This is a genomic window from Klebsiella sp. FDAARGOS_511, from assembly GCF_003812845.1.
Taxonomy (GTDB): domain Bacteria; phylum Pseudomonadota; class Gammaproteobacteria; order Enterobacterales; family Enterobacteriaceae; genus Klebsiella; species Klebsiella grimontii.
Genome location: NZ_CP033824.1, coordinates 1934313 through 1959130 on the forward strand (window position 1 = coordinate 1934313; position 24818 = coordinate 1959130).

General features: G+C 54.9%; 22 protein-coding genes. 1 reads left to right on the forward strand and 21 read right to left on the reverse strand.

Going from position 1 to position 24818, the window contains the following annotated elements:
- Positions 1 to 60 precede the first annotated feature (60 nt).
- From secM to leuO, 21 genes are all read right to left on the reverse strand, one after another.
- A complete protein-coding gene (gene secM, locus EGY08_RS10310; RefSeq protein ID WP_177447618.1) occupies positions 61 to 570 on the reverse strand; it encodes a secA translation cis-regulator SecM in 510 nt (169 codons plus the stop codon).
- A 247-nt stretch (positions 571 to 817) separates the two neighbouring features.
- Positions 818 to 1735: a UDP-3-O-acyl-N-acetylglucosamine deacetylase gene (gene lpxC / locus EGY08_RS10315; protein ID WP_004098599.1), complete on the reverse strand. Its 918-nt coding sequence runs from the start codon at positions 1733 to 1735 to the stop codon at positions 818 to 820.
- Between the two features lie 100 nt (positions 1736 to 1835).
- Positions 1836 to 2987 carry a cell division protein FtsZ gene (ftsZ, locus tag EGY08_RS10320; protein WP_004098597.1) on the reverse strand — a complete coding sequence of 384 codons (1152 nt, stop codon included), beginning with the start codon at positions 2985 to 2987 and terminating at the stop codon, positions 1836 to 1838.
- A 62-nt stretch (positions 2988 to 3049) separates the two neighbouring features.
- Positions 3050 to 4306 (reverse strand): cell division protein FtsA, encoded by a 1257-nt coding sequence (gene ftsA / locus EGY08_RS10325; protein ID WP_004098594.1) that lies wholly within the window; start codon positions 4304 to 4306, stop codon positions 3050 to 3052.
- Positions 4303 to 5136: a cell division protein FtsQ gene (gene ftsQ / locus EGY08_RS10330; protein ID WP_004128960.1), complete on the reverse strand. Its 834-nt coding sequence runs from the start codon at positions 5134 to 5136 to the stop codon at positions 4303 to 4305. The genes ftsA and ftsQ overlap by 4 nt, the downstream gene beginning before the upstream one ends.
- A 1-nt stretch (position 5137) precedes the next feature.
- The gene (locus EGY08_RS10335; protein ID WP_004128959.1) at positions 5138 to 6058 is read right to left on the reverse strand and encodes a D-alanine--D-alanine ligase; all 921 of its coding nucleotides are present in this window, start codon (positions 6056 to 6058) and stop codon (positions 5138 to 5140) included.
- Positions 6051 to 7526 (reverse strand): UDP-N-acetylmuramate--L-alanine ligase, encoded by a 1476-nt coding sequence (murC, locus tag EGY08_RS10340; protein WP_004128955.1) that lies wholly within the window; start codon positions 7524 to 7526, stop codon positions 6051 to 6053. The genes EGY08_RS10335 and murC overlap by 8 nt, the downstream gene beginning before the upstream one ends.
- A 47-nt stretch (positions 7527 to 7573) precedes the next feature.
- A complete protein-coding gene (murG, locus tag EGY08_RS10345) occupies positions 7574 to 8644 on the reverse strand; it encodes an undecaprenyldiphospho-muramoylpentapeptide beta-N-acetylglucosaminyltransferase (protein ID WP_123828468.1) in 1071 nt (356 codons plus the stop codon).
- Complete coding sequence (ftsW, locus tag EGY08_RS10350) at positions 8641 to 9900, reverse strand: cell division protein FtsW (protein ID WP_004128950.1); 1260 nt, start codon at positions 9898 to 9900, stop codon at positions 8641 to 8643. Before ftsW ends, murG begins: the two co-directional genes overlap by 4 nt.
- The gene (murD, locus tag EGY08_RS10355) at positions 9900 to 11216 is read right to left on the reverse strand and encodes a UDP-N-acetylmuramoyl-L-alanine--D-glutamate ligase (protein ID WP_004128946.1); all 1317 of its coding nucleotides are present in this window, start codon (positions 11214 to 11216) and stop codon (positions 9900 to 9902) included. The genes ftsW and murD overlap by 1 nt, the downstream gene beginning before the upstream one ends.
- A 2-nt stretch (positions 11217 to 11218) precedes the next feature.
- Positions 11219 to 12301, reverse strand: a complete 1083-nt coding sequence (gene mraY / locus EGY08_RS10360) for a phospho-N-acetylmuramoyl-pentapeptide-transferase (RefSeq protein WP_004098585.1) — start codon at positions 12299 to 12301, stop codon at positions 11219 to 11221.
- Positions 12295 to 13653 (reverse strand): UDP-N-acetylmuramoyl-tripeptide--D-alanyl-D-alanine ligase, encoded by a 1359-nt coding sequence (gene murF / locus EGY08_RS10365; RefSeq protein ID WP_123828469.1) that lies wholly within the window; start codon positions 13651 to 13653, stop codon positions 12295 to 12297. The genes mraY and murF overlap by 7 nt, the downstream gene beginning before the upstream one ends.
- Complete coding sequence (gene murE / locus EGY08_RS10370) at positions 13650 to 15137, reverse strand: UDP-N-acetylmuramoyl-L-alanyl-D-glutamate--2,6-diaminopimelate ligase (protein WP_004128941.1); 1488 nt, start codon at positions 15135 to 15137, stop codon at positions 13650 to 13652. Before murE ends, murF begins: the two co-directional genes overlap by 4 nt.
- Positions 15124 to 16890 (reverse strand): peptidoglycan glycosyltransferase FtsI, encoded by a 1767-nt coding sequence (locus EGY08_RS10375; protein WP_004098582.1) that lies wholly within the window; start codon positions 16888 to 16890, stop codon positions 15124 to 15126. Before EGY08_RS10375 ends, murE begins: the two co-directional genes overlap by 14 nt.
- 15 nt (positions 16891 to 16905) lie before the next feature.
- Complete coding sequence (ftsL, locus tag EGY08_RS10380) at positions 16906 to 17271, reverse strand: cell division protein FtsL (protein WP_002888550.1); 366 nt, start codon at positions 17269 to 17271, stop codon at positions 16906 to 16908.
- Positions 17268 to 18209, reverse strand: coding sequence for a 16S rRNA (cytosine(1402)-N(4))-methyltransferase RsmH (gene rsmH / locus EGY08_RS10385; RefSeq protein ID WP_004128935.1), 942 nt, complete (start codon positions 18207 to 18209; stop codon positions 17268 to 17270). The genes ftsL and rsmH overlap by 4 nt, the downstream gene beginning before the upstream one ends.
- Before the next feature lies 1 nt (position 18210).
- Entirely contained in the window at positions 18211 to 18669 is a 459-nt protein-coding gene (mraZ, locus tag EGY08_RS10390; RefSeq protein WP_004108122.1) for a division/cell wall cluster transcriptional repressor MraZ, read from the reverse strand.
- A 626-nt stretch (positions 18670 to 19295) separates the two neighbouring features.
- Positions 19296 to 20300, reverse strand: coding sequence for a catabolite repressor/activator (cra, locus tag EGY08_RS10395; RefSeq protein ID WP_004098577.1), 1005 nt, complete (start codon positions 20298 to 20300; stop codon positions 19296 to 19298).
- Between the two features lie 180 nt (positions 20301 to 20480).
- Entirely contained in the window at positions 20481 to 20972 is a 492-nt protein-coding gene (ilvN, locus tag EGY08_RS10400) for an acetolactate synthase small subunit (RefSeq protein ID WP_004098573.1), read from the reverse strand.
- Positions 20973 to 20974: 2 nt separating this feature from the next.
- Positions 20975 to 22699 carry an acetolactate synthase 3 large subunit gene (ilvI, locus tag EGY08_RS10405; RefSeq protein WP_004128929.1) on the reverse strand — a complete coding sequence of 575 codons (1725 nt, stop codon included), beginning with the start codon at positions 22697 to 22699 and terminating at the stop codon, positions 20975 to 20977.
- Positions 22700 to 23090: 391 nt separating this feature from the next.
- The gene (gene leuO / locus EGY08_RS10410; protein WP_087828464.1) at positions 23091 to 24059 is read right to left on the reverse strand and encodes a transcriptional regulator LeuO; all 969 of its coding nucleotides are present in this window, start codon (positions 24057 to 24059) and stop codon (positions 23091 to 23093) included.
- Between the two features lie 602 nt (positions 24060 to 24661).
- Between leuO and leuL the strand changes: the two genes are divergently transcribed.
- A complete protein-coding gene (gene leuL, locus EGY08_RS31415; RefSeq protein WP_009654551.1) occupies positions 24662 to 24748 on the forward strand; it encodes a leu operon leader peptide in 87 nt (28 codons plus the stop codon).
- Positions 24749 to 24818: the final 70 nt, after the last annotated feature.

Genomic DNA, 24818 nt, shown 5'->3' on the forward strand with positions numbered 1-24818 from the left:
AATAAAATCTCAAACGCCCCGCGGTGCGGAGTCAAAAAAATAGAATGGTCCGTTTTTGGTTTAGCTGAGGCGTTGAGGCCCGGCGCGAATGCCGGTAACCTGGCTAATCCAGGTACAGACGCGAAACGCGCGGTGGGAAAAAGAGGGGGTGTATGCCGCCAGGTGAACAATGGCAGGAGGAGTACTATCCTGCGTCAACAGCGCGCTAAGCGTGTCGAGAAGAGCCAGATGCTGCGCCTGAAGCGGTGAAGACTCTTCCGCTACCGGCAGCGCCTGCGGCGCCATCGCAAAAGAGAGATGGCGAATAACCGTACGAATGGCGTGCTGATGCCAGTAATCAACGGTGAAATTGGGTCGACGGCTAGAAGTTTCCAGCAGCGCAAGCTGGGAAAAATTGACTTTCGCAGGATGATGATTGCTGGACGTCGTTTTTGCGGGCGACGCGGTCTCATGCTCATGACCATTGCTAAGCGCAGGCAGGCCAAGGCTAGCCGCGACCATCCCCAACAGGAGATGCGGCCAGAAATACCGTCTGCCAAACTGTCGCCAGCGCGTCAGCAATCCACTCAATTACGTTACCTTTTGTTGGTAGCAACCCTAAGAAATATTTTGCGTTCAAATACTAACATTAATACGTCGTCACGGCAGCAGGAATGAAGTCTCAGGCGGGGTAAAAACGTTTAAAAAAGGAACGAACGCGTAAAAAATGCAGTTAAAAATCAAAGCAGGGCGCAGCGGGAATATAAAAAAGAAAACGACTGGCTCCCTGGCCGGAGAGAGTACCAGGTTACCAGTCGAATTTACTATCGGGTCTGACTTATGCCAGAACCAGCGTTGGAGCGCGGAACGCCAGCGGCATTTCTGCGTCGTCCTCGAAGGTCACATACTCCCAGGCTTCCTGTTTTGCCAGAACAGCCTGCAGCAATTTGTTATTCAGCGCGTGACCGGATTTGTACGCCGTAAATGCACCGATAATATTGTGACCACACATAAAGAGGTCGCCAATGGCATCCAGCATTTTGTGACGGACAAACTCATCTTCAAAGCGCAGACCGTCTTCGTTCAGTACGCGATAATCGTCAACAACGATGGCACAATCGAAGCTGCCGCCCAGGCACAGGCCGCGGGACTGCAGATATTCGATATCACGCATGAAACCGAAGGTACGCGCGCGGCTAATCTGGCGCATAAACGCATCAGCCGAGAAGTTCATTGCGTAGCGCTGGCTACTGGAATCAATCGCCGGATGGTTAAAATCAATGGTGAAGTCCAGTGAAAAACCATTGTACGGTTTGAATTCAGCCCATTTATCGCCATCTTCAACGCGAACCGTCTCTTTAATACGCACAAATTTCTTAGCGCAGTTCAGTTCATCGATGCCGGCATCCAGCAACAGATAAACGAACGGAGCCGCACTACCGTCCATAATCGGAACTTCCGGCGCATCGACTTCAATAATAATGTTGTCGATACCCAAGCCAGCCAATGCAGCATTGAGGTGCTCGACCGTCGATATCCGCACGTCATGCTCGTTGACCAGGCAAGTACAGAGCATGGTATCACGCACAGATTTGGCATCAGCCGGAAAATCAACCGGTGGATTCAAGTCGGTGCGACGATAGATGACCCCGGTATTTGCCGGCGCAGGGCGTAACGTTAGGGTGACTTTCTTGCCGGTATGCAAACCGACGCCAGTCGCCTGAACGATACGTTTAAGAGTCCTTTGTTTGATCATCGTATAATCTCGCCAAGTTACCTATCCAACCGAAGTGTACTACACATTCGGCAGGCCAGTTTAGCACAAAGAGCGCAGATGCCCAACTTCCAGCCAATTCTTAATCGGCTTGCTTACGCAGGAAGGCTGGGATATCCAGATAATCCGGCTCTTTCGCCGCCTGCGGCGTATTGTCGTTGACCACTTTTGCGGCCGGTTTCTGCTCTTGAGTCAATGGAGACATACCGTGCTGCTGGTAACGATCCATCACTGGCTGCTGCACCTGTTTGTTAGTCACCAGAGTAATTTCTGGACGTTTGTCCATACCGATACCGGTGGCAACAACGGTTACGCGCAGTTCGTCGTTCATATCCGGGTCCAGAGAAGTACCGATAACCACGGTGGCGTTATCCGAAGCAAATGCGCGGATAGTATTACCCACAGTCTCGAACTCATCCAGACGCAGGTCGAAGCCCGCGGTGATGTTGACCAGAACGCCACGCGCACCGGACAGATCGATATCTTCCAGCAGCGGAGAAGAAATCGCCATTTCAGCCGCTTCTTCCGCACGGTCTTCACCGCTCGCCACGCCGGAACCCATCATGGCGTAGCCCATTTCAGACATCACGGTACGCACGTCCGCAAAGTCGACGTTCATCAGGCCAGGTCGGGTGATCAGTTCAGCGATACCCTGCACCGCGCCTTTCAGCACGTCGTTTGCAGCGCCGAAGGCGTCGAGCAGAGAAATGCCGCGACCCAGTACTTTCAGCAGTTTGTCGTTCGGGATGGTGATCAGCGAGTCAACGTGCTTGGATAGCTCGGTGATACCCTGCTCAGCGAACGCCATACGTTTCTTGCCTTCAAAATTGAAAGGCTTAGTCACAACGGCAACGGTCAGGATACCTAAATCTTTTGCGACTTCAGCAACCACTGGCGCAGCACCGGTTCCGGTACCGCCGCCCATGCCGGCTGCGATAAACACCATGTCGGCGCCGTCAAGAGCGGCACGCAGCGCTTCACGGTCTTCATCCGCTGCGTTACGGCCGACTTCCGGGTTTGCGCCTGCGCCCAGGCCTTTAGTAATACCGCTACCGATCTGGATAGTCTGGCCAACAGCCGTTTTGCGCAGAGCCTGCGCGTCGGTGTTCACCGCGAAAAACTCAACACCCTCAATGCGCTCGCGCACCATGTGCTCAACGGCGTTACCGCCGCCGCCACCGACGCCGATGACTTTAATCACCGCGTCGTTGGTCAGTTCCATAGGTTCAAACATAATTTCTCTCTCCGTTGTGCCTGTCGCCTGAGATCGCTAATTTTCTGCGTTCTCTTAAAAAATTAAAACTCTTTTCGCAACCAACTGTTGAGTCGTTTGATCCACGACCCGACCGTTACGCGTTTTTCCACTTCTGCTTCACCACTGAGATGAGATTCCTTCCCGTAGTGCAGCAGCCCAACCGCCGTCGAGTAATACGGCTCCTGGGCATAATCCGTTAATCCGGTAATGTTCAGCGGCGCGCCAATCCTCACCTGCGTATGGAATACGCGCTGCGCGCAGGCGGCAAGTCCTTCAATTTGCGCCGCGCCGCCGGTTAATACAATGCCTGCCGCCAGGTGGTGCTTCACACCTTGCTGACGCAGCTGTTCCTGCAGTTGCAGAATCTCTTCATTAACCAGGTTGAGCAATTCGGTATAACGTGGCTCAATCACCTCTGCCAGCGTCTGACGCTGCAGGCTGCGAGGTGGACGCCCACCCACGCTGGGTACTTCTACATTTTCGTCTTTACCAACGATGGAGCCCAGCGCACAGCCGTGACGCACTTTAATGGCTTCCGCGTCGCTCGGCGGCGTACCGAAAGCGTAGGCAATATCGCTGGTCACCACGTTGCCCGCGTACGGGATCACTTTGGTATGACGCAGCGCGCCGCCGGTATATACCGCTATATCCATTGTACCACCGCCGATGTCCACCACGCAGACACCCAGTTCACGTTCGTCTTCCGTTAATACGGAATAGCTGGCGGCTAAACCGGCGAAAATGAGCTGGTCAACTTTCAGACCGCAACGTTCCACCGCTTTGACAATATTTTTCGCCATATCGTTATGGCAGGTAATCAAATGCACTTTCGCCTGCATACGTACGCCAGACAATCCGACGGGGTTTTTGATCCCCTCCTGGTAATCGATAGCGTACTCCTGCGGGATAACGTGCAGAACGCGATGTTCGTCGCGCACGCGAACCGATTTCGCGGTATGTACCACGTTTTCAACGTCGTCCTGCGTCACTTCTTCTTCTGAAATCGGCACCATGCCGATTTCATTTTGACAGCTGATATGTTTGCCTGAAAGCGCCAGATAGACTGACGAGATCTGGCAATCCGCCATCAGTTCGGCCTGGTCAATGGCGCGCTGTACGCATTTCACCACGGATTCCAGGTCGTTCACTCCGCCTTTATCCATACCACGCGATGGGCAACTGCCCACGCCAATGATATTAATCATACCGTCGGGCAGAACTTCCCCTACTAAAGCGGCAACCTTAGCGGTGCCAATCTCCAGTCCAACTACCAGTTTTCTGTCCGTCGCCTTGATCATTGTTGTTCTGCCTGTGCCTGATTCTGTTGTTGTTGAGCTTCCTCTACGGGAGCCGGTACCCAACCGACTGCCGCTCCCGAGTCATAACGCAAATCAACGTAGCTTATCCGTTTGCCGTCGGTCTGCGCCTGCTGCTGAAGAACCGGGTAGAGTTCCATAAAGCGCTGAAGCCGTTTCATGGTGTCACCCCGGCCAAGGTTGAGCTTAATATCGTTATTCAGCGTCAACTGCCAGGAACGACGCGCGGTCATTGCCGCCACTTTCAACGTGAACTTATCCTTTGCCAGCACCTGCCCCATGTCGCGATAGCCCTGAAGAACTTCGTTCTCGCTGCCTTCCGGGCCGTACAACATCGGTAAATTCTGTTTACTGGTGCGATCTGACGGCACGCTGAAAGAATTTCCGTCCACGTCTACCATATGCTGATCATTCCAGCGCGCAATCGGCACATATTCAACCAGATGAATCTTCAATTCGTCCGGCCACTGCTTTCTGACGCTCGCCTGCTTAATCCAGGGCAGACGTTCAATCTGGCTTTGAATTATATTGACGTCCTGCGTCATAAAGGTGCCCGGCGACCCTAATGCCAGAATCGCCTGACGGATATCATCGTTGCGCGTGTAGTGACGCTCACCGGTGACCACCATCTTTGACAGCGGTAATCGCTGTGCATCTTCCATCCAGCCCAGAACCATCCATCCGCTGACCAGCACGGTACAGAGCACCGCCAGCAGGAAGAAAATACCTGCCAGACGAGAGCCATTACTTCGACGCGAAGAAGTTTCTTCTTCCTCTTCGTGGTTCCGCGTATTCAGCGCAGCCTGCGACATATCACCCCGCCAGGTCCAGAATTCGTACAACAAGCTGCGAGAAGCTCATCCCGGCCTGACGCGCCGCCATTGGCACCAGGCTATGGCTGGTCATGCCAGGAGAGGTGTTTGCTTCCAGCAGATAAAACTGGCCATCGCTGTCCAGCATCACATCAATTCGTCCCCAGCCGTAACAGCCAAGAGTATCCCAGGCTTTTTGCACCAGAGCCTGAATTTCTGACTCGCGCGCGGGATCTTCAAAACCTGGGCAGAAATATTGCGTTTCATCAGAGAGATACTTTGCTTCATAATCATAGAAGGTTCCAGCCGCCTGGATACGTATTGACGGTAAAATTTCTTCTCCGACGATAGCGACGGTAAATTCCGGCCCACTGAGCCATTTTTCGATTAGAACTTCGTCATCGTGCTGAAAAGCCAGCGTCAATGCATCTTGCAATGCGCAACTTTCGCTGACTTTAGACATACCGACACTTGAGCCTTCCCGACTCGGTTTAATAATCAACGGCAGTCCGAGGGCGGCGATTTGCTGTTCTAACTCAGCAGAAAGTCCTGCGCTGAACTGTTTACGCGTGAGCGCAACCCATGGCGCAACTGGCAGCCCAGCCCCCTGCCACAGCAATTTGCTGCGCAGTTTATCCATTGAGATAGCCGAAGCCATTACGCCACTGCCGGTATAGGGCAGGTGAATCAGCTCCAGCAGCCCCTGCAATGTTCCATCTTCACCGCCACGACCATGCAGGGCAATAAACGCTTTCTGAAACCCCATATTTTTCAATTGGGTAATATCCACGTCGCGCGGGTCTACCGGGTGTGCATCGACCCCGGCTTCACGCAGGCCAGCGAGCACCGCCGAACCTGAATTGAGAGAGACTTCACGTTCAGCGGAGGTTCCGCCAAAGAGGACCGCGATTTTATCAGCCATGGCGCTCCTCCTGCGATTTTTGCGGCTGCAATTTGATTTCCGCCAGGTGACGGGCGATTTTACCGATATTTCCCGCCCCCTGAACCAGCACCAGATCGTTGCCGGTCAACACTGAAGCCAGCATCTCTGCCGCCTGCGCCGGGTCGGAAACCAGAATTGGGTCAACTTTACCGCGACCGCGGATCGTACGGCACAGCGAGCGGCTGTCGGCGCCAGGAATAGCGGCTTCCCCCGCGGAATAAACGTCCAGCATCAGCAGCGCGTCAACCTGGGTCAGTACGTTGGCGAAATCATCGTACAGATCGCGCGTACGGGTAAAACGGTGTGGCTGAAACAGCATCACCAGGTTTTTATCCGGCCAGCCCGCCCGCGCTGCTTTAATGGTGGCATCCACTTCCGTAGGATGATGACCATAATCATCGATTAGCATCGCGGTGCCGCTTTTACCGTTAACCTCAGCTAACGGGTATTCGCCAAGGAAATCAAAGCGACGGCCGGTGCCCTGGAAGCTTTCCAGTGCGCGCAGGATAGCAGCATCATCAATGCCCTCTTCCGTCGCAACGGCCACCGCCGCCGCCGCGTTCAGCGCATTGTGGCGACCCGGAGCGTTCAGTGTCACCTGAATGACTTCTTTATCCTGGCGAACCAGACGGAAATGGCCCTGAGCGCCGAGCTGGCGATAATCTTCAACGCGAACATCGGCATCATCGCTAAATCCGTAAGTGGTTATCTGGCGACCAACGCGCGGCAACAGTTCACGGATAACAGGATCGTCCACGCACATCACCGCACGACCATAGAACGGCAGATTGTGCAGGAAGTTAATAAACGTCTGCTTCAGGTTTTCGAAGTCGCCATGGTAGGTATCCATATGATCGGCTTCGATATTGGTCACGATAGCAACCATCGGCTGTAAATGCAGGAACGAAGCGTCGCTTTCATCCGCTTCGGCAATCAGGTAGCGGCTGTGGCCAAGACGGGCGTGGACGCCAGCGGCTTTCACCAGACCGCCGTTAACGAAGGTTGGATCAAGTCCCGCTTCAGCATAAATGCTCGATACCATCGCCGTAGTCGTGGTTTTTCCGTGCGTGCCGGCAATGGCAATGCCGTGACGAAAACGCATCAGCTCCGCCAGCATTTCGGCGCGACGAATAACCGGAATACGTGCTTCGTGGGCAGCGACAATCTCCGGGTTATCCGCAGAAATTGCGCTGGAAACGACGACAACGCTCGCATCGCGCACGTTCTCAGGGCGATGGTTGAAATAAATCGTAGCGCCAAGCTGAGCCAGCTGCTGAGTCACCGGATTCGGCGCCAGGTCGGAGCCGCTAATCTGATAACCTTCGTTGGCCAGAACTTCGGCAATACCGCCCATGCCGGCACCGCCAATGCCAACAAAGTGAATGTGCCGGACGCGACGCATCTCGGGCACTATGGAACGCAGTTTTGCCAGATCTTGTGTATTCATTCTTTACGCCATCAACTTCTTTATTCGGACGGTGATTATCACCGCGATTAGCGCGCCAGTGCTGCGGCGCTCACTTCTTCAGCTACCCGTTCGGTCGCATCCGGAATCGAGGCTCTACGCGCTCGCTCCGCCATATCCAGCAGCGTTACGCGATCCCAACTTGCCAGGGTCTGCGCGACGGCCTCCACGGTGAACTGCGGCTGCTCAAGGATCTTCGCTGCCCCGGCCTTCTCCAGCGGCAGCGCATTCCAGTACTGCTGACGATCTTTGTGCTGAAAAGGCACAAACAGCGCGGGTAAACCAGCGGCGGCAATTTCGCTCACCGTCAGCGCACCGGAACGACACACAACAACATCGGCCCAGGCATATGCCGCCGCCATGTCGTCGATAAATTCGGTAACTTTATGCTGCGGCTGCCCGGCATCGGAGTAGGCCTGCTGCACGGTTTCCTGACCGCCTTTACCGCTCTGGTGCCAGATGGTGACAGAAACACCGAGCTTCGCCGCCACCTGCGGCATCGTCTGATTGAGCACGCGCGCGCCCTGCGAACCGCCCACGACCAATACGCGAATCGGTCCCTGACGTCCGACTAAGCGCTGCTCCGGCAGCGGCAGCGCCAGCACATCGGTGCGAACCGGGTTGCCCACAACATCGGCATGCGGGAAAGCGCCGGGGAACGCCTGCATCACTTTTTTAGCGATTTTCGCCAGCCATTTATTCGTCAGGCCGGCAATCCCGTTCTGCTCATGCAGAACAACGGGGATCCCCAGCGACCATGCCGCCAGACCGCCGGGGCCGGAAACGTATCCGCCCATACCCAGAACCACGTCCGGCTGAAAACGCCGCATAATCGCCCGCGCCTGACGCCAGGCGTTGAAAATGCGCACCGGCACCAGCAGTTGCGCCTTAAGGCCCTTGCCGCGCAGGCCGGAAATCTGAATGAAATCAATTTCAATGCCGTTCTTCGGCACTAAATCCGCTTCCATACGATCCGCGGTGCCCAGCCAGCGAACCTGCCAGCCCTGGTCCATTAAATGGTGCGCAACCGCCAGTCCCGGGAACACATGTCCGCCGGTACCGCCCGCCATCACCATTAACCGCTTTTCCTGACCGCTCATCGAACACCCCGTGTAAACGCCTGGGCTTTTTCCAGGCGCGTTTCATAATCAATTCGTAACAGCAACATGATGGCCGTCGACATAATCAGCAAGCTCGATCCGCCGTAGCTGATCAGCGGCAGCGTCAGGCCTTTAGTTGGCAGCATACCCGCCGCCGCGCCGACGTTTACCAACGCCTGAAAGCTAAACCAAATCCCAATGGCGCAGGCCAGAAATCCGGAGAAACGATGGTCAATCTCCAGCGCCTTACGGCCAATGGACATGGCGCGAAAAGCGACGAAGAATACCATTAAAAGAGCGAGTACCACACCGATATAACCGAGCTCTTCGCCGATAATGGCGAAGATGAAATCGGTATGCGCCTCCGGCAAATACTCCAGTTTCTGCACCGAATTGCCCAGGCCTTGCCCCCACATTTCGCCGCGACCAAAGGCCATCAGCGACTGGGTCAACTGATAGCCGCTGCCAAACGGATCTTCCCACGGGTTCCAGAAAGAGGTTACGCGGCGAATACGATACGGCTCGGCGAGAATCAGCAGTACGACCGCCGAGATCCCCATACCGATAATGGCGATGAACTGCCACAGCTTGGCCCCTGCCAGAAACAGCATGGCCAGGGTGGTCACAAACAGCACGACGACGGTCCCGAGGTCAGGCTGCGCCAGCAGTAAAATCGCCAGTACGAAAATCACGCCCATCGGCTTCAGGAAGCCGCGCAGGTTGTTACGCACTTCGTCGCCTTTACGCACCAGGTAGTTGGCGATGTAGCAGAACAGCGACAGCTTGGTGAACTCCGCAGGCTGGATACGCAGCGGTCCCAGCGCAATCCAGCGCGATGCGCCGTTGACCGAGCTGCCAACCACCAGAACGATCAGCAGCATGACGATAGAGGCGATCAGCATCGCGGTACTATGGCGTTGCCAGAACTCCATCGGCAGGCGCAGTGTCACCATCGCCAGCCCGAGAGCCAACAGGATGTATAAACCATCGCGTTTGGCAAACAGAAACGGGTCGTTAGCCAGACGCTGACCTACCGGCATCGACGCCGAGGTCACCATAATGAAGCCGATCGCGGCCAGGCCAAAGGTCAGCCACAGCAGCATCCGGTCATACATCACCAGGCTATCGGTATCTTTTTGCCGCGAGCCCATCACCCAGCCTTTCAGCGCGGCGAACAGCCATGCGAAAATAAACATTCCCGGCAGACGCGGCAGTCTCAGCCGTGGCATTTTCAGGCGCGGGAGTGATAAACGCATCAACCTAACTCCTTCGCCAGGCGAGCAAATACGTCGCCGCGTTGTTCAAAGTTTTTAAACTGATCGAGGCTGGCGCACGCTGGAGATAGCAGAACCATATCGCCCGGGACAACCTGCGGCGCAATCTGGCGCATCGCCTGCTCCATGGTTTCCGTTTGCACAGCGACATCCGGGCGAAGGGCAGCCAGCTGCGCGCCGTCGCGGCCAAAGCAGTACAGGCGGACGTTGTCGCCGGTCAGGTAACGGCTTAACGGCGTGAAATCAGCCGATTTACCATCGCCGCCCAGCAGCAGATACAGCGTTCCGTCAAGGTGCAGCCCATTGAGCGCCGCTTCGGTACTACCGACATTCGTCGCTTTAGAATCATTGATCCAGCGCACGCCGTTGTGCTCCAGCACCTGCTGGAAACGATGCGCCAGGCCGGTAAATGTAGTCAGCGCTTTCAAGCTGCTGGCGCGCGGCAAACTAGCGGCATCAGCCAGGGCCAACGCAGCCAGGGCGTTACTGTAGTTGTGCTGGCCGCTAATCTTCATCTCTTTGACGTTGAGCACTTTCTCGCCTTTGACGCGCAGCCAGGTTTCCCCTTGCTGACGATTCAGGTGATAGTCGCCAACGTCCACGCCGAAGCTAATGCAACGATCGTCAGCACCGCGTACCGGCATGGTTAACGCATCGTCAGCGTTGACGATACAGGCCCGCGCATTTTCGTAAACTCGCAGTTTGGCGGCGCGGTACTGCTGAAGCCCCAGCGGGTAGCGGTCCATATGATCTTCGGTGACGTTAAGGATCGTCGCCGCTACCGCTCGCAGGCTCGAAGTGGTTTCCAGCTGGAAGCTGGAAAGCTCAAGAACATAAAGTTCGCGCTCAGGATCCAGCAGCATCAGCGCCGGCAGACCAATATTGCCGCCTACGCCGACGTTCAGACCCGCCGCCTTCGCCATTTCCCCTACCAGCGAAGTTACGGTGCTTTTACCGTTAGACCCGGTGATAGCTATAATCGGCGCCTGCGCCTCGCGGCAGAAAAGTTCGATATCGCCGACAATTTCTACGCCTGCATCCGCCGCCGCGCTCAGGGAAGGATGCGCCAGCGCGATGCCCGGGCTGGCGACAATCAGGTCAGCCGTCAACAGCCAATCTTCGTTCAGACCGCCGACATAGCGCTCAACGGCTTCCGGCAGTTTATCCAGTCCCGCAGGCGCAACGCGGGTATCCATCACCCGCGGCGTCACGCCGCGAGCCATGAAAAAGTCCACGCATGACAGGCCGGTCATACCCAGCCCAATAATGACGACTTTTTTACCCTGATAATCTGCCATGATTAACGTACCTTCAGCGTCGCCAGGCCTATCAGCACCAGCATCAGCGAAATAATCCAGAAGCGCACGATCACGCGCGGTTCCGGCCAGCCTTTCAGTTCATAGTGATGGTGGATCGGCGCCATGCGGAAGATGCGCTGACCGCGCAGCTTGAAGGAGCCGACCTGCAGAATCACCGAGAGCGTTTCCACTACGAATACGCCGCCCATAATCACCAGCAGAAACTCCTGGCGCAGCAGCACGGCGATAATACCCAGCGCGCCGCCGAGCGCCAGAGAACCCACATCGCCCATAAAGACCTGCGCCGGATAGGTGTTAAACCACAAGAAGCCCAGCCCCGCGCCGACAATCGCCGTACAGACGATCACCAGTTCACCAGCGTGACGCAAATAAGGGATATGCAGGTAGTTGGCGAAATTCATGTTACCCGTCGCCCACGCGACCAGCGCGAATCCGGCGGCAACAAATACGGTCGGCATAATCGCCAGCCCATCGAGGCCGTCGGTCAGGTTGACCGCATTCCCGGTTCCGACGATGACAAAGTAGGCCAGCAGGACGTAGAACAGGCCCAGCTGCGGCATGACGTCTTTGAAGAACGGCACTACCAGCTGAGTCGCTGGCGTATCTTTACCCGCCATGTACAGCGCAAAGGCAACGCCCAGCGCAATCACCGACATCCAGAAGTATTTCCAGCGGGCAATCAGCCCCTTGGTGTCTTTACGTACTACCTTACGGTAGTCGTCAACAAAACCGATGATGCCGTAGCCGACCAGAACCGTCAGCACACACCAGACGTAGGGGTTGGAAGGATAGGCCCATAGTAGAACGGAGACAACAATGGCAGTCAGGATCATAATCCCGCCCATCGTTGGCGTACCGCGCTTGCTAAAGTGAGATTCCGGGCCATCATTACGTACAACCTGGCCAAAAGAGAGTTTTTGCAGACGGGCAATCATGCGCGGGCCCATCCACAAAGAGATGAACAGCGCGGTCAGCAGGCTGACAATGGCGCGAAACGTCAGGTAAGAAAAGACGTTAAAGCCTGAGTAATATTTGACCAAATGTTCGGCCAGCCATACTAACATGTTCCGTTCTCCTGTAATGCGCGTACTACCACTTCCATGGCGGCACTACGTGAACCCTTCACTAAAATGGTCATAATTTTATGTTCTGACAGCAGCGCTTGCAGCCGCGTTACCAGCAACGCTTTATCGTTAAAGTGTTCACCGACGCCGCTGGCGCCGCTAATCTCCGCGCTCAAGGAACCTACGCTCAATACGCGATCGAGCCCGGCCGCTTTTGCCGCTTCGCCCACCTGACGATGGCACGCCTGGCTTTCCGCACCAAGTTCAGCCATATCGCCAACAACCAGCACCCGGTAGCCCGGCATCTCAGATAGCACCTGTACCGCGGCGGTCAGCGAGCCGACGTTGGCGTTATAGGAGTCATCCAGCAGGAGCTGGCTATCGGTGAGTTGAATCGGGAATAAACGCCCCGGCACCGCTTTTAGATCTTTCAGCCCCGCTTTAATTGCCTCATGCGTCGCGCCTACCGCCATAGAGAGCGCCGCTGCGGCCAGCGCGTTGGCGATGTTATGGCGCCCCGGCAGCGGCAGCAGCACATCAACGCTGCCGGTTGGGGTTCGCAGAGTAAATTCGGTCCCGTGCGAAGTCACATGAACGTTAGTTGCCGTGAAGTCGCTATTGGCGGCATTCGGCGAGAAGCGCCAGGTTTTACGCTCGCCAATGACGTTTTGCCAGTTCAGCCAGTCATTATTGTCGGCATTCATAATTGCGATGCCGTTGAGCGGCAGACCGGTGTAAATTTCGCCCTTCGCTTTCGCTACGCCTTCCAGGGAACCAAAACCCTCCAGGTGCGCGGCGGCCAGGTTATTCACTAACGCGGCGTCGGGACGGGTCAGGCTAACGGTCCAGGCAATTTCCCCCTGGTGATTAGCGCCTAACTCGATGACCGCGTAGTCATGCTCTTTGGTGAGACGCAGCAGCGTCATCGGCACGCCGATATCGTTGTTCAGGTTGCCAGCGGTATACAGCGTATTACCACACTGGCTCAGAATCGCGGCGGTCATCTCTTTGACCGAGGTTTTTCCAGAAGAGCCCGTCAGCGCGACCACCCGCGCCGACACCTGCTGACGCACCCACGCGGCCAGTTCGCCAAACGCCAGACGCGTATCCTTTACTACCACCTGCGGCAAATCGCAGGCCAGTCGATGGCTGACCAACAATGCGCCCGCGCCGGCAGCCTTAGCCTGTTCGGCAAAGTCATGAGCGTCAAAGCGCTCGCCTTTTAGCGCCACAAACAGGCAGCCTGCCGTGACCTTACGGGTGTCAGTGGTGACGTCTTCGATCGCCACATCGCTGCCGTGCAGCTCGCCGCGCGTGATGTCGGCCAGCTGGCTGAGAGTCAAGCGAATCATGCTACCGCCCCCAGCAGACGCGCCACGGTGACGCGATCGGAGTAATCGAGTCGGCGATTGCCGACAATTTGATAATCCTCGTGGCCTTTACCCGCCACCAGAACGACATCGTTTTCTTTCGCCTGCATCACCGCGTTGGTCACCGCCTCCGCGCGCCCTTCCACCGCTTTGGCATGGCCCGCATCGAGCATACCGGCCAGGATATCGTTGATAATCGCCCGCGGCTCTTCGGTACGCGGGTTGTCATCGGTGACAACCACGATATCGGCAAACTCTTCGGCGATAGCGCCCATCAGCGGACGCTTGCCTTTGTCGCGGTCTCCACCGCAGCCGAACACGCACCACAGTTTACCGTTGCAGTGCAGACGCGCCGCCTGCAGCGCTTTTTCCAGCGCGTCGGGCGTGTGAGCATAATCAACCACGACGGTCGGTTTACCCGGCGCGCTGAACACTTCCATACGCCCGCAAACCGGCTGCAGGCGCACGGCGGTTTTAAGCAGTTCGGCCAGCGGATAGCCCAGCGCCAGCAGAGTGGCTAACGCCAGCAGCAGATTGCTGACGTTAAAGGCGCCCATCAGGCGGCTTTCGATCTCGCCGTTCCCCCAGCTGGAGGCAAACTGAATGGTGGCGCCGCTGTCGTGATAGTTCACGGCGGTTGCTTTCAGCCAACGCCCCCGGCAGTTCGGATTAATATGGTCTTCCATTGATACGGCAACCGCATCCGGCAGCTTCGCCAGCCAGCGGCGACCAACCTCATCGTCCGCGTTGACGATCGCCTGTCCGCAATGGTGGGTTGAGTAGAGCAGCCATTTCGCCGCTTCGTAATGCTCCATATCACCATGGTAATCAAGGTGATCGCGGCTCAGGTTGGTGAAGACTGACGCGGCAAACTGCAGCGCGGCGACGCGGTGCTGTACCAGGCCGTGAGAGGAAACTTCCATCGCGGCGAACGTCGCCCCCTGCCCTACCAGGCCAGAGAGTACGTGTTGAACATCAACCGCCGAACCGGTGGTGTTTTCCGTGGGGATAACTTTCTCCAGCAGGCCATTGCCTACGGTTCCCATTACCGCGCTAGTTTCCCCCAGCAGCTGCGCCCATTGCGCCAGCAGCTGGGTGGTGGTGGTCTTGCCGTTAGTCCCGGTGACGCCAACCAGGCGCAGTTGCTCCGAAGGCTGATGGTAAAAACGTCCGGCCAGCGCGGATAAGCGCTCGTTGAGTTGGCTCAGATAGATAACCGGCACACCGTGCATTTCACGGATTTCACCGTCATGAGCCTCATCTTTGGCCTCAGCAATAATGGCAGCAACACCTTGCGCTATCGCCTGCGGGATATAACGACGCCCGTCCGCCTGATGACCTAAAACCGCGACAAAAAGATCGCCTGAAGCAGCCACCCGGCTGTCCAGCGTCATTTCTCGCAGAATTCGCTCCGGCGCATTTGGCACCCACGGAGCGAGAAGGTCGCGCAAATTACGATCTGCCACCTGTTCCCTCGCCTTGATTAATCACTAATTCACTTTTTTCAGCCGTTGCCAGCGCATCCGGTTCAATGTTCATGGTACGCAGTACGCCGCCCATGATGGCACCGAAGACCGGCGCGGAAACGGCGCCGCCGTAGTATTTACCTGCCTGCGGATCGTTGATCACCACCACCAGCGCGAAGCGTGGATGGCTGGCGGGCGCAACGCCTGCGGTGTAAGCAATATATTTGTTGATGTAGCGACCATCAGGCCCTACTTTCTTCGCCGTACCGGTTTTAATGGCGATGCGATAGCCTTTGATCGCCGCCTTCACGCCGCCGCCGCCGGGCAGCGCCACGCTTTCCATCATATGAACAACGGTACGAACGAGTGATTCCGGGAAGACGCGCTCGCCCGGAACCGGTGGATCAACTTTGGTAATCGACAGCGGGCGATAGATGCCGTAGCTGCCGATCGTTGCGTAGACTCGCGCTAACTGTAACGGGGTTACCATTAGCCCATAGCCGAAAGAAAAGGTGGCCCTCTCTATGTCAGACCACCGTTGTTTTTGAGGGTATAAGCCACTGCGTTCTCCGACCAACCCCAAATTGGTCGCTTTTCCAAGTCCAAAACGTGAGTAAGTGTCTACTAACGCTGAGGACGGCATCGCTAACGCCAGCTTGGAAACACCGACGTTACTCGACTTCTGTAGCACCCCGGTCAGGGTCAATTCGCTATAGCGCGCCACGTCTTTGATTTCGTGGCCGTTAATTCGATAGGGAATGGTGTTCAGTACGGTATTTTCGTTAACAATACCGCGCTGAAGCGCCGTCATCACCACCATCGGCTTCACCGTTGAACCCGGCTCAAACACGTCGGTAATGGCGCGGTTACGCATAGTATCTTTGGAGGTGCCCGCGAAATTGTTCGGGTTGTAGGATGGGCTATTGGCCATCGCCAGTACTTCGCCGGTGTTGACGTCAACCAGAACCGCAGTGCCGGACTCCGCTTTGTTAAACGCCACCGCATTATTAAGCTCGCGATACACCAGCGCCTGCAGGCGCTCATCAATGCTCAGCGCCAGGTTATGCGCGGCCTGGCTATCGGTAGATGAGATATCTTCGATGACACGCCCATAGCGGTCTTTACGCACGATACGCTCGCCGGGCTGGCCGGTGAGCCACTTATCGAAGCTCTTCTCAACCCCCTCAATCCCCTGGCTATCGACGTTAGTGAAGCCAATGAGGTGAGCAGTTACTTCGCCCGACGGATAATAGCGGCGGGACTCTTCCCGCAGATGAATCCCCGGCAGCTTAAGTTTGCGGATATAATCGGCCATATCAGGATTCACCTGACGCGCCAGATAGATAAAGCGCATCCGCGGATTGGTATTGATGCGCGATGCCAGCTGATCCAGCGGCATATTCAGCGCATCGGCCAGGGCCTTCCAGCGGTTGTCGAGCGTCACGCCGCCGGCTTCATGCAGCTCTTTCGGGTCAGCCCAGATAGCTTTTACCGGCACGCTCACCGCCAGCGGGCGGCCGGAACGATCGGTTATCATGCCGCGCGCGGTGGAGACCTCCTGCACGCGCAGAGAACGCATATCGCCCTGACGTACCAGCATGTCCGGACTAATCACCTGTAGCCAGGCCACGCGACCCAGCAGGAAGCCCAGCGCCAGCAGAATACAGCCGCACAGCAACGCAAAACGCCAACTGATAAAGTTGGCCTGTTCTTCCTGACGTTTTGCTTTTGGCGTTTTCGGCGCTGCTTTCATGCGTCGCAATAATCCTTATTTCTGTACAACGATATTTTCTTGTGATGGATCGACGTGCTGCATCTGCAGCTTCTCGGTCGCGATCCGCTCAACCCGACTGTGATCGCCGAGAGCGTTCTCTTCGAGGATCAGGTTGCGCCATTCAATATCCAGCGCGTCGCGTTCCAGCACCAGCTGTTCACGCTGCGCGGTTAACAGGCGAGTATGGTGCGCCGTTGTCACCACCGTAATCGCCGTGATAATGATGCAAATGAACAGGCAGAGTGGCAGCTTCCCAAACCGCAGAAGGTCGTCTCCGATCACGCCAGGCAAAGCATGGCGCTCGTTGCTTCCTATCGACCCTTTCACCTTGCTTAGGGCTTCTGTCACTCTGCCGATCATGCGTTCGTCCTCTCTGCAATACGCAGAACTGAACTACGGGCACGAGGATTTTCAGCTACCTCTTTTTCGCCCGGCATCAACTTGCCTAATGCTCTTAACTCACGACCGCCCAGTTTTTTAAGCTGCTCTTCGGTCATCGGTAAGCCGGCTGGAACCTGCGGACCGCGGCTTTGCTCGCGCATAAAGCGCTTCACAATACGGTCTTCCAGCGAGTGGAAACTGATGATTGAGAGCCGCCCGCCTGGGGCCAGCACGCTGAGCGAGCTTTTTAGCGCCTGCTCTATCTCCTCCAGTTCACTGTTCACCCAAATGCGCACCGCCTGGAAGGTACGGGTCGCGGGATGTTTGAATTTGTCTTTCACCGGCGTCGCCGCCGCAACGACTTCCGCCAGCTCTTTGGTGCGCGTCATCGGTTCGATGCGGTTGCGTTCGACGATGGCGCGGGCGATGCGTTTACCAAAGCGCTCTTCGCCAAAGGTTTTAATGACCCAGGCGATGTCCGCCTCGTCGGCGGTTTGTAGCCATTCAGCGGCAGATTGACCGCGCGTCGGATCCATACGCATATCCAGCGGGCCATCGCGCATGAACGAGAAACCACGTTCAGCGTCATCCAGCTGCGGCGAGGAGACGCCAAGATCGAGCAAAATACCGTCGATCTTACCGGTTAGATTGCGCTCGCCAACATAGTCGGCCAGCTGAGAAAAAGGACCATGAACGATGGAAAAGCGGGGATCATCGATAGTTTTCGCGACGGCGATAGCCTGCGGATCGCGATCGATCGCCAGCAGACGTCCCTCCGCTCCCAGTTGGGAGAGAATCAGGCGCGAGTGGCCGCCGCGACCAAAGGTACCATCAATGTAGATACCATTTGGACGAATATTCAGGCCGTTAACGGCTTCATCCAGCAGTACCGTAGTGTGTTTATAATTTTCCATCATTTTACAAAGACAAATCCTGCAGGCGCTCCGACAGTTCCCCGGAAGCGGACTGCTCAGCGTCGATATCTTCCTTGACCCGTTGATACCAGGTCGTTTCATCCCACAGCTCAAACTTATTGAACTGCCCGACCAGCATCACTTCTTTTGTCAGCCCGGCATGTTGCCGCAGCACCGGCGCTATTAATAGCCGCCCGGCGCTATCCATCTGACATTCGCTGGCATGTCCCAAAAGCAAACGCTGTACGCGCCGCTCGGTGGGGTTCATGCTCGATAAACGCGACAATTTTTGCTCGATGATTTCCCATTCAGGCAAAGGGTAAAGCAGCAGGCACGGGTGATGGATGTCAATGGTGCACACCAATTGACCGGAAGCGTCCTCGATCAGCCCATCGCGGTAGCGCGTCGGTACGGCCAGACGGCCTTTGCTGTCGAGATTGACTAACGTTGCCCCACGGAACATGCCAGCCTCACCCCTTTTCGCCACTTTACCCCACAAATTCCCACAAGAAGGAGTTTACGGAGCGGAGGAAAAGCTTGTCAAGCCAGCACGAATGCCAACAGAGCTCAAAAACCCATTATTTACAGCCGATATTTGCCCTGAGGAAAAATCAACCAACAAACGAGGCAAATTAACGTTATGAATATCGGTAAGAAAACAACCAACAAACTTGTAACAGTTAAAGCAGCAAAATATCTTCGCGGGGAAAATATAAAGTGTCAGTTTGCGACGCGAGCGGCATTTTAGGTCATTCTGATGACCGTTAACAGTACCAGTTTTCGCAGGAGAGGCTCTCTTACTGCGGGGTATAGCGCTTATGGCACTCATAATAGTGAGGAAACGGGCGTTAATTCAGCAACTCACCCGCCGAATGTAACAAAATAATACAAATAAATACGCTAATCCTTTTATCGGTTAATTAAACCACTAAATAAATGGCGCTAAGAATAGAATTAAAAGAGATGTCAGGAAGATTAAGGATTTGTCTGAAAGATGCTTAACCCTGCAATTTTTACGTCATTTATCCAGATTATCGCCAGACGTGTCTCCGTCTGGCGAATTTCCTACGAATAATCCTGGTATTGCGCTCAGCGACGGTTCAGGCTGCCGCGACGATAAAGATTGCGCCGAATGCGGCTTAACCCCGGTTTCGGCTTCCGCGGTTCATCAAGGCTGGCGAGCACAATCTCCAGCACGCGTTCCGCAACGTCGCGATGACGCTGAGCAACGGCTAAAACGGGGCACTGGAGAAAATCCAGCAGTTCATTATCGCCAAAAGTGGCAATAGCCAGTTCCGAAGGCAACTTCCCTTCCCTGCGCAGCGTCACGTCCATCACACCCTGCAGCAGCGGAAACGAAGTCGTGAACAGCGCCTGAGGCATCGGATGGGTTTCCAGCCACTTTTCAAATAGCTGCGCCGCGGCTTCGCGCTCGTAGCTGTTAGCGTAGAGGAAATGCACCTCTCGCGGATCGTCCTTCCACGCCGTACGGAACCCCTGCTCACGCAGGAAGCTCACCGAAAGTTCCGGCAGGGCGCCAAGGTAAAGCACCGTTTCAGCGGGGAATTTACGTAACTCCGCGCCGAGCATTTCAGCATCGTCCTGATCGGCGCCGACGACGCTGGTGAAGTGCTCACGATCGAGCGCGCGGTCAAGAGCAACAATCGGGAACGGATCGTTAGCCCAGCGCTGATAGAACGGATGCTCAGGAGGTAATGAGGTGGAAACGATAATCGCATCGACCTGACGCTGCAGCAGATGCTCTATACAACGCATTTCGTTATCCGGTTGATCTTCGGAACAGGCGATCAGCAGTTGGTAGCCGCGCTGGCGGGCCTGACGCTCCAGGTAATTAGCGATGCGCGTATAGCTGGTGTTTTCCAGGTCCGGGATAACCAGACCAATGGACCGCGTACGTCCTGCACGCAAGCCTGCAGCAACCGCATTCGGGTGATAGTTGTGCTCACGAACGACCGCCATCACCTTTTCAACAGTTTTATCGCTGACGCGATACTGCTTCGCTTTACCATTAATCACATAGCTAGCGGTAGTTCGCGAGACACCGGCCAGCCGGGCGATTTCATCCAGTTTCACAATTGCCCCTTGGGTAATAAGTACAGAACATAACCATTCTTCAGGTATGGATTCGTTTTTATAACATCTAAGCGCAGAAAAGTAAGTGCAGCAACCGCTTTAGTCTACAGTTCCCACCGATTTCGCAAAAAAATAGCCCGACAGGGGGTGTCGGGCTATTTTTACGTCAGTTTGCGCTGCTCAGCGCATGATTTTGTCGCCGCGCGACAATCCGACAACGCCGGAGCGGGCAACCTCAACAATACGGGCCACATCGCGCAGCGACGCTAAAAACGCATCCAGCTTGTCGCTAGTTCCCGCCAATTGAACGGTATAGATAGACGGCGTGACGTCGATAATTTGCCCGCGGAAGATTTCCGTATTGCGCTTTACCTCATCGCGCCCATAGCCGCTGGCCTGGACCTTCACCAGCATAATCTCGCGCTCTACGTGCGCGCCTTGCCCGAGTTCGTTAACGCGCAGCACGTCCACCAGCTTGTGCAGCTGCTTTTCTATCTGCTCAATCGCTTTCTCATCGCCAACGGTCTGAATCGTCATTCTGGATAACGTCGGATCGTCCGTCGGCGCTACCGTCAGGCTTTCAATATTATAACCGCGCTGTGAAAAGAGGCCGATCACGCGGGATAAAGCGCCCGATTCGTTCTCCAGTAATACTGATAATATCCGGCGCATAATCAGGTCCTCTCCGTTTTGCTCAGCCACATCTCGTCCATACCGCCGCCACGAATCTGCATGGGGTATACATGCTCACTGCCGTCAACCGTGACATCGACAAAAACCAGTCGATTGTTACGCACCTGCTCCAGCGCCTCGGCTAGCTTCGCTTCCAGCTCCTGCGGGTCGCTAATACGAATTCCCACATGGCCGTAGGCTTCCGCTACGCGAGCAAAATCGGGCAATGACTCCATATAGGACTGCGAATGACGGCCAGAATAGAGCATATCCTGCCACTGCTTCACCATCCCGAGATAGCGGTTATTAAGGTTCAGCACCAGTACCGGCAGCTCGTACTGCAGCGCGGTAGAAAGCTCCTGAATATTCATCTGGATACTGCCGTCGCCGGTCACGCAAATCACCGTTTCTTCCGGCAGCGCCATCTTCACGCCCAGCGCGGCAGGAAGACCAAATCCCATGGTCCCCAGACCACCAGAGTTAATCCAACGCCGCGGTTTGTCGAAAGGATAATAAAGCGCCGCGAACATCTGATGCTGACCAACATCTGACGTCACGTACGCATCGCCGTGAGTCAGCCGCCAGATGGTTTCAATTACCGCCTGCGGTTTAATCTTGCCGCTTTGCGTGTCGTATTGCAGGCAGTGACGCGCGCGCCACTGTTCAATCTGCTGCCACCAGTCACGGATTTCATCCAGCGGCTGCTGGGTCTCCTCGTGTTCGAGCAGCTCCAGCATCTGTTCCAGCACCAGGCGGGCGTCGCCAACAATAGGCACGTCGGCAGGCACCGTCTTGGATATTGAAGTGGGATCGATATCGATATGCAGTACCGTCGCGTTCGGACAGTACCTGGCCAGATTATTCGTCGTACGATCGTCGAAGCGCACGCCAACGGCGAAAATCACGTCGGAATTGTGCATGGTCATGTTGGCTTCATAAGTGCCATGCATGCCCAGCATCCCCAGCGCCTGCTGGTGCGATGCCGGAAAGGCGCCGAGCCCCATCAGCGAAGACGCCACCGGCAGCTTCAGCTTCTCAACCAGTGTATACAGCTGCGGTTCACATTGGGCGTTAATCGCCCCGCCGCCGACATAAACCACCGGTTTTTTTGCCGAAACCAGCGTCTGTAACGCGCGTTTAATTTGCCCTTTATGGCCCGACGTTGTCGGGTTATACGAGCGCATGCTAACCGTATCCGGCCAAACGTACGGCAGCTTTTTGGCCGGATTGAGGATATCTTTCGGTAAATCGACGACAACCGGGCCGGGACGCCCGCTGGCCGCCAGCCAAAAGGCTTTTTTCAGCACGCCAGGAATATCTTCGGTTTGCTTAACCAGGAAGCTGTGTTTGACCACCGGTCGGGAGATACCCACCATGTCACATTCCTGGAACGCATCGTAGCCGATTAAGGAGGTCGCGACCTGACCGGAAAGAATCACCAACGGAATGGAATCCATATAAGCCGTCGCAATACCGGTTATCGCGTTAGTCGCCCCCGGACCGGAGGTGACCAGCACCACTCCAACTTCGCCGGTTGCGCGGGCAAGGCCATCCGCCATGTGAACGGCAGCTTGCTCATGGCGGACCAGAACGTGATCGATACCGCCCAGGGTGTGTAACGCATCATAAATATCGAGGACAGCGCCCCCGGGATAACCGAATACTTGCTTGACGCCCTGATCGACCAGCGACTGGACGACCATCTCGGCTCCTGACAACATCTCCATGGTTTGCCTCCCGGCTTATTGTTTTTAACGACAGCGGAATCCGATTTCCGCGCGCTCGCACAAGACGAAGCGCAATGGCTTCGTAGTGAGGTGAATAGACTGCATGGCGTTACCATAACTGCTCGCTAACGGGCAGGCAATTGGCGACCGTCGGCACATAAGAGGCATTAAAAGGATAAAAGAAAGGTTCGCAGGTAAAACACGGTGAAAAACTTCGGAGATAAGAAAATATGATAGTCAATACTCGGGGAAAATAACCAACTACAGCAAATCATCCATTTTTTAACGGACAGCGCCGGGAGCGGACAATCGCAAACAGAATAAAATTCTACGTTTAGTGATTTTTGTCACACAAAGCAGGAGCCGAAGCCCCCGTTTGTATTGCGACCGTTTATCGCTGGCAGATATTGACCAGCAATTCTTCCATCCACTGATGGCCTTTATCGCGGCCTGCCGCTTCATGCCAGGAAAGATAGCAGGTACGGCTATTCACTTTCAGCGGCAAAGGTAATATTTGCAAATCCAGCTTATCGGCAAACTCGCTGGCTAACCAGCGTGGCGCGATAGCAACCATGTTGGTCTGGGAAACCACATTTAATACGCTAACCATCGCGTTCCCCTGATAAGCAATACGCGATTGTTTATCCGCAGTGTCATACCATGGCTGGCTAAATGAAGCGTATCGATCGAGAGCGACAACCGCGTGCTCCTCCTGATAAATATCATTTTCCATCATTGGGCCAGAAATACGCGGATGTTTCCGGCTCGCCACCAGCACCATTTCATCTTTAAATAAAGGCACGCAGGCAAACTCAGGGCGACGAAACTCTTCATAGCCAATAACGAATTCAATTTCCTGATAACGTAATTGATGTTCCGTGTTTTGATTCAATGCCGATTTAAAGACCAAATGAATGTTGGGCGCAATCTCACCAACTTTATTGAAAATAACCGAAGTCAATGCGTTATCCAGCGGGCTGCAAACGCATAAATTAAACACCCGCTCGCTGCTAAGCGGCTCAAAGCCCGAGCCCGGCAATTCGTTCTGCACTAATTGCAATGCCTGCCGCACAGAACCAAAAAGCTGATAAGCACGTGCCGTTGGCTGGATGCCGCGTCCATAACGAACAAACAGCTCATCATTAAACATCACTTTCAGTCTTGATACGGCATTGCTGACCGCCGGCTGCGACATTCCCAGGGAATGTGCCGCACGAGTGATATTTTGTTCCTGCATGACCGCATCGAATACGGTTAGCAGATTGAGGTCGACCATCCGCAGCTGAGGTTTGGTGTTTTCTACCTCAGAGGTTGGTTTATATTCAGTATCTTCTTTTAACATATTTAACTCCACTGTCACGCTAAATTCCCTTTGCCAAAGTGCAGTAATTAATTCTGAAATATCATTTATCATGCATATGACATTTGCAAAAGAGCAAAGATGAATTTTAGGAATATATCAAGGTTATGAGTGGCGACGAAAAATCTGCAGCCGAACGGACCCGCAACCCCCTAAATATATTGTTTACTTGATAAAACCAAGTGTACCCATAAATATTAAAAATAAACAATAACAGCAGCGATTAATTATAATTTAAGCACTATTACAATATCGATTTAAGCTGCCCTTAACATTCACATTTCATTATCATTGATAATTCCCCCTTACAAACTTGGACGCATTCAGCAAACAAATAATCCCAGCTATTTCATTAAGATATGATTCCGGCCAAGCGCCCTATCCTTGTGGCTTTCAGCGAAAATAAAAATTATCAAATGGTGAAATTATCTCAACATGCCGCGGCACCCTAAAAAAGATCATCGGTAAAAAAGCGCGATTGTCAGCACAATTAGCTAATTCATCTCTCAGGTAAAAAGGCCTTTTCTTCACCCAAGGGTTGACATCAAACCCCATATCCAGTAACTCTAAAAGCATAACGATTTCATCTGGAGCATGACGCAATGATTCGCAGCATTCGCTTTCTCAGCCTACTACTACTAAACGCATCCATTTTGCGCGGTAGGCTGTTGGGCGACGTTCATCGTTAAGTCATCTTCCAGCAAGACTATAAAACCCGCGCCAATGCGCGGGTTTTTTTATGCTCGCAAGCAAGGCGCC

Excerpts from the sequence above, each read along its gene's own strand:
- lpxC (WP_004098599.1), bottom strand. The coding sequence starts at position 1,735 with ATGATCAAACAAAGGACTCTTAAACGTATCGTTCAGGCGACTGGCGTC.
- ftsZ (WP_004098597.1), bottom strand. The coding sequence starts at position 2,987 with ATGTTTGAACCTATGGAACTGACCAACGACGCGGTGATTAAAGTCATC.
- ftsA (WP_004098594.1), bottom strand. The coding sequence starts at position 4,306 with ATGATCAAGGCGACGGACAGAAAACTGGTAGTTGGACTGGAGATTGGC.
- ftsQ (WP_004128960.1), bottom strand. The coding sequence starts at position 5,136 with ATGTCGCAGGCTGCGCTGAATACGCGGAACCACGAAGAGGAAGAAGAA.
- EGY08_RS10335 (WP_004128959.1), bottom strand. The coding sequence starts at position 6,058 with ATGGCTGATAAAATCGCGGTCCTCTTTGGCGGAACCTCCGCTGAACGT.
- murC (WP_004128955.1), bottom strand. The coding sequence starts at position 7,526 with ATGAATACACAAGATCTGGCAAAACTGCGTTCCATAGTGCCCGAGATG.
- murG (WP_123828468.1), bottom strand. The coding sequence starts at position 8,644 with ATGAGCGGTCAGGAAAAGCGGTTAATGGTGATGGCGGGCGGTACCGGC.
- ftsW (WP_004128950.1), bottom strand. The coding sequence starts at position 9,900 with ATGCGTTTATCACTCCCGCGCCTGAAAATGCCACGGCTGAGACTGCCG.
- murD (WP_004128946.1), bottom strand. The coding sequence starts at position 11,216 with ATGGCAGATTATCAGGGTAAAAAAGTCGTCATTATTGGGCTGGGTATG.
- mraY (WP_004098585.1), bottom strand. The coding sequence starts at position 12,301 with ATGTTAGTATGGCTGGCCGAACATTTGGTCAAATATTACTCAGGCTTT.
- murF (WP_123828469.1), bottom strand. The coding sequence starts at position 13,653 with ATGATTCGCTTGACTCTCAGCCAGCTGGCCGACATCACGCGCGGCGAG.
- EGY08_RS10375 (WP_004098582.1), bottom strand. The coding sequence starts at position 16,890 with ATGAAAGCAGCGCCGAAAACGCCAAAAGCAAAACGTCAGGAAGAACAG.
- ftsL (WP_002888550.1), bottom strand. The coding sequence starts at position 17,271 with ATGATCGGCAGAGTGACAGAAGCCCTAAGCAAGGTGAAAGGGTCGATA.
- rsmH (WP_004128935.1), bottom strand. The coding sequence starts at position 18,209 with ATGATGGAAAATTATAAACACACTACGGTACTGCTGGATGAAGCCGTT.
- mraZ (WP_004108122.1), bottom strand. The coding sequence starts at position 18,669 with ATGTTCCGTGGGGCAACGTTAGTCAATCTCGACAGCAAAGGCCGTCTG.
- ilvN (WP_004098573.1), bottom strand. The coding sequence starts at position 20,972 with ATGCGCCGGATATTATCAGTATTACTGGAGAACGAATCGGGCGCTTTA.
- ilvI (WP_004128929.1), bottom strand. The coding sequence starts at position 22,699 with ATGGAGATGTTGTCAGGAGCCGAGATGGTCGTCCAGTCGCTGGTCGAT.
- leuL (WP_009654551.1), top strand. The coding sequence starts at position 24,662 with ATGATTCGCAGCATTCGCTTTCTCAGCCTACTACTACTAAACGCATCC.